This is a genomic window from Paenarthrobacter sp. CM16 (genome assembly GCF_013179505.1).
Classification (GTDB): Bacteria; Actinomycetota; Actinomycetes; order Actinomycetales; family Micrococcaceae; genus Arthrobacter.
On the sequence record NZ_JABMCX010000367.1, the window covers coordinates 1 to 3,909 of the forward strand.

8 protein-coding genes are annotated in these 3,909 nt (G+C 60.4%); 6 read left to right on the forward strand and 2 right to left on the reverse strand.

Annotation, left to right across the window (positions count from 1 at the left end; genetic code table 11):
* Nucleotides 1–117 precede the first annotated feature (117 nt).
* On the forward strand, nt 118–348 hold the full coding sequence (locus HP499_RS21775) for a helix-turn-helix domain-containing protein (RefSeq protein WP_172326187.1): 231 nt from the start codon (nt 118–120) through the stop codon (nt 346–348).
* A 34-nt stretch (nt 349–382) separates the two neighbouring features.
* Here HP499_RS21775 and HP499_RS21780 read toward each other — a convergent pair whose 3' ends face one another.
* A complete protein-coding gene (locus HP499_RS21780) occupies nt 383–913 on the reverse strand; it encodes a hypothetical protein (RefSeq protein WP_172326188.1) in 531 nt (176 codons plus the stop codon).
* A 51-nt stretch (nt 914–964) separates the two neighbouring features.
* Nucleotides 965–1,336, reverse strand: coding sequence for an ankyrin repeat domain-containing protein (locus HP499_RS21785; RefSeq protein ID WP_172326189.1), 372 nt, complete (start codon nt 1,334–1,336; stop codon nt 965–967).
* Nucleotides 1,337–1,778: 442 nt separating this feature from the next.
* Between HP499_RS21785 and HP499_RS21790 the strand changes: the two genes are divergently transcribed.
* From HP499_RS21790 to HP499_RS24920, 5 genes are all read left to right on the forward strand, one after another.
* Nucleotides 1,779–2,567, forward strand: a complete 789-nt coding sequence (locus HP499_RS21790) for a hypothetical protein (RefSeq protein WP_172326190.1) — start codon at nt 1,779–1,781, stop codon at nt 2,565–2,567.
* Between the two features lie 317 nt (nt 2,568–2,884).
* Nucleotides 2,885–3,163, forward strand: a complete 279-nt coding sequence (locus HP499_RS21795) for a hypothetical protein (RefSeq protein WP_172326191.1) — start codon at nt 2,885–2,887, stop codon at nt 3,161–3,163.
* The gene (locus HP499_RS21800; RefSeq protein WP_172326192.1) at nt 3,164–3,394 is read left to right on the forward strand and encodes a hypothetical protein; all 231 of its coding nucleotides are present in this window, start codon (nt 3,164–3,166) and stop codon (nt 3,392–3,394) included.
* Nucleotides 3,395–3,418: 24 nt separating this feature from the next.
* A complete protein-coding gene (locus tag HP499_RS21805) occupies nt 3,419–3,604 on the forward strand; it encodes a hypothetical protein (RefSeq protein ID WP_172326193.1) in 186 nt (61 codons plus the stop codon).
* A gap of 27 nt (nt 3,605–3,631) precedes the next feature.
* The coding region (locus HP499_RS24920; protein ID WP_216660236.1) for a hypothetical protein at nt 3,632–3,909 on the forward strand (278 nt) is incomplete at its 3' end.

The window sequence follows — 3,909 nt, forward strand, 5'->3', positions numbered from 1 at the left end:
GTCAAAAGCAATTCCCATGCCCGCCCCCAAACCCGAACAATAAATCCAACGACTAGCATAACTGCTGTTTGTGCAATTGGAGGTCCATGGTGTTTGGACGGCTTTAGGAGGTTGTGTATGCCAGAGGATGCCAAGAAGCGCCGGTTCCTGACGACGGAGCGGGTGGCCGAGGAACTGAATGTGTCAGTGAACCAGATCAGGGCGCTGCTGAAGTCAGGCGATCTGCAGGGTATTCAGGTCGGAGGCCGGAACGTCTGGCGCATTGCTGCCCCCGACGTCGAGAGCTGCATCGCTGAGGCGTACAGGGTCGCTGCCGAGCGCATCGCAGCCGGCGAACTGCCTGAGTGATGGCACGGCTAACAGTCTTGATGCGATGCTGCTCCTAGCGGCGGCCTCCCCACGTCTCGTGCCAGTACTCGGCGCTCTGGCTGCCGGTACGCAGGATGGCGTCGGGTTCCGGCGTAGCTGGCCACATCTCCAGTAGGTAATGATCGATGACTTCTTCGGAGAATTCCCCATCATGGCCTTCGTCGCGTCCCTTCGCGCTGACCCGCAGCCGGTAGCTGCCGGGCGGCAAGTCGGCTAGCTGGCCGGTGGTCTCGTCCGCCCACGAGGCCCAACGCAGATCGTGTCCTGCCGGGAGTGTGAAGGATACCTCGACGATGTCGTCCCACGAGATATCGGGTTCCGCAGCTGGCGGCTTATCCAGGAGAACGATGCGCATGTCAGAGCCGCCAGACCGTCGTCCGAGGTTGATATAGACGCCATTGGGAGCTGCAGCCCCGACCAGGCCGTTGACCTGGCCCTCAAAGCAGCGTTCAAAGATGCCGTCGAAGCCGCCCTCGTCAGCCCAGATGAGGTCGAACTGGCCGTAGTCCCTCATGATCACCTGATCGAGCAGCACTCTATCCATGGCATCAGGATAAGACTTGGACAGCGCCAGTTATTCAGCTACGTCGGTGAATTACTGCGCGACGTCGTAGTTGCCGATCAGGCGTGCCAGCCCTACGGGAGTCTGGCCACTACCGTTGACGCAGTGTGGATCAGCGCCGTGCGATCGGAGGAGTTTGATCAGTTCGCCACGGCCGTTTGAATTACCAACAGCAGTAAAGAGCGCAGTGTTGCCCCAGCCGTTTTGAAGATCAACGGTGGCGCCGGCGCCAAGCAACGCAGCAGCAGCTTCTACTGAGTATTCCTGCGCGGCAGAATGTAGGGGCGTGAATCCGGCTTTGTCCTGAGCATCGGGAGAAGCGCCGTCGCCAAGAAGTTGCTCTACGGCGGCAACATCGTTTTCCAGGGCTGCGTGGTGGAGCGCTGCGCGGTTCATTCTGTCCATAGCTGCAGCCACAGGCACTTGTGCATATGAGTAGCGGGCAGTCACTGATCACTATCCGTCTGCACAAACCCCGGAATCTAGCGGGAGGTTTTGCAATTAGCTTCCGAAAACGACATTTGCACAGGAAGCAGGCTCTTACGGGACAGAGCCAGTGAGCCGTCTCGTTTGCCAAGGGTTACGAGAGGTAGGCTACCGCCAGGTCTCATTGGCTGGTTAGACTCGGGCGGTGAAAGCTGCCGCAATTTTGGCGTTTCCTCGCCGCTGCTTCAGGGCGCTCCTGTCATTGCGGGGGTTGCATGAGTCGGAACTCATTTCCGTCCAACTCTCATTGTCACGGGTTCTCTACCGGAGGAGACTGGGGCGACGGCATCCCATCTCGGACCGCCTGCGAGGCCACCCGGCTGCGGGGCCTCACGGTAGCTTGTAGTGGCTTGGTGGATCAATGAGTTCTAGGACACCCATCGAAAAGGCCGCTCAGCGGTCACGCCATCTCTTGCCCTTGCTGGCTATCGCACTGATTGGGTGTCTCGGCGGGTGCGAGTATGAGTCCGACGACGCATCCCTGCCGTCTGCCAGTTCTCCGATGACGGAGGCTCGCGCGGTCCCACCGCTGCCTGAGAGTCGCGCCCCTCGCACGGTCCCGCCGCTGCCGACGAGTGGCGATATCGATGCCGGCACGTATCTAGTCCCCGTCGACGGCTACAAGGAGCCTTTCGAGATCACCGTTCCAGGCGGCTGGTCTGCTCTCGACGGCAATAGCCTGGGCAAGGATGACCCGGATCACCCGGCTGAATGGGCCGTCCACCTGACTCTTGGGTCCGCGTTCTATGTGTCGATGGACGCATGCAACTGGAGGGGTGCCCTTGCCGATGTCGGTCCTGCGGACTGGGCCTTCACTAGGGCTATGGCGGCGCAATCGTCAACGGCAAGCACTCCTCCTGTCAAGATCAGGGTGGGCGATTACCCCGGCTTCGAGTTCGACCACTCCGTCGAGGGCGACGTGGACATCCCGGCCTGCGACAGCGGCAAGTTCTGCATCCACTCAGAAATGATGTACCACTGCACACACTGGTACTCGACTCAGAATGAACACGAGACCTACCGGGTGGTCGACCTAGAGGGCCGGCGGGCTGTCGTCGCGGTGCGCTATATCGACGAATCGATCAATCCGGAGCTGATGAGAGAGGCGCGCGCCGTTTTCGACTCGATCGTGTTCAGGTCCTTCAAGTGACCAGCTGATCCGATAGGCGATCCCGCCCGCGGCCTCCGACTCCTTCTCTAAACTCACCGGGGTCTCTCATAGCCTCTGTGTCTCGAAAGCTGGGGTTTAGAGCCGAGTTCGAGCCGACGCCGGAGGAGGTTGCCTGCTGGCCCCGCACTAGCCCTGGGAGAGTGATTCGAGGGCGACAAGGAGCGGCGCACAACAGCGCCATTTATGGCCAACTGCAGTTCTGAAAAAGCATGGAGGACCTATTGGTGCGCGGCGCGGGCCGTGGAAGGGCGCTGCGCTTCTAGGATGGTGATACGACAAGGACTTGAGGGGGATGCATGGCGCTGGGTCTGGTCTTCATAGGGATCGGCCTGGTGTGGCTGCTGTTTAGGAGACCAATCGCGCGCCGGCAGCACTGGATCACCTCACAAATGATTGGGCGGAGAGGGGAGCTCTCTGAATCCGAACCTCCCCATGAAGCCGACACGGAAGCAGGCGAGGAGCGGGTCAGGGGTTTCGAGATGCTCGGAGTGTTCTTCTGCGCAGTGATGATCGTCGGAGGTCTGCTGATTGTGGTGCTGACGCTCATTCTCAGGTCCCCGTGGGCAGGGGAGTAGATGGGTAATCCGTTCTTGGCGCTCGTCGGCGCATTCCTCATACTCAGCGGTCTGGTGCTGTATCTGATGCGCAACTTGATGGCACGATCCGGCGTTGATGGTTGGGCGTGGCTGCCCGAGGGGACGCTGTTCAAGACGTACGAGTACCAACTCGTTCTGTCGAAGGTAGCGGCTGCTATTCCGGCAATGGCAGGGTTGGTCTTCTTGGGCGTTTTCCTGTGGCCGAGGTAGTGCGTCAGTTGGAGGGAGAACAGCTTGACTGAGCCGGACGGGTTCAGGCTCCGCGCCGAAGACGTGGACCTTCGCGAGGAGATCGATGAAGGGGTCAAGCGCTGGCATGACCGCGCTGTGGCTGCGGGCCAGGAGCGGGTCCTTGCACGGACCAGAGACGGTGATCTATACAGCTACCTCTGGGACGAAATCACGTTCGGCGGTAAGTAGGTGCCAATAGTTGAGTCAGTTTGGTCCATGACAATTTTCGCAGGGGTGATGGCCGCCATGACTCTTACAGCGCTGGTGGTCTGCGTTTCGTTCTCAGCTTCGGACGGTCAATGGAGTCGGTTGTTCGTGCCGGTAAGCTGTGGTCTCTTCGTTTGGCTTCTGGTCTTTTGGGCGCGTCAGGACTGGGCTGCCCGGGCGCGGCGGGAGGAACGTGGTGTTCCTGAGCCAAAGATGGGCAAGAGGCCGGTGCAGGTTGACTTCGGCTGGCCGCCACCACGAATGCGGGGACGGGGAGACGCTTCTCG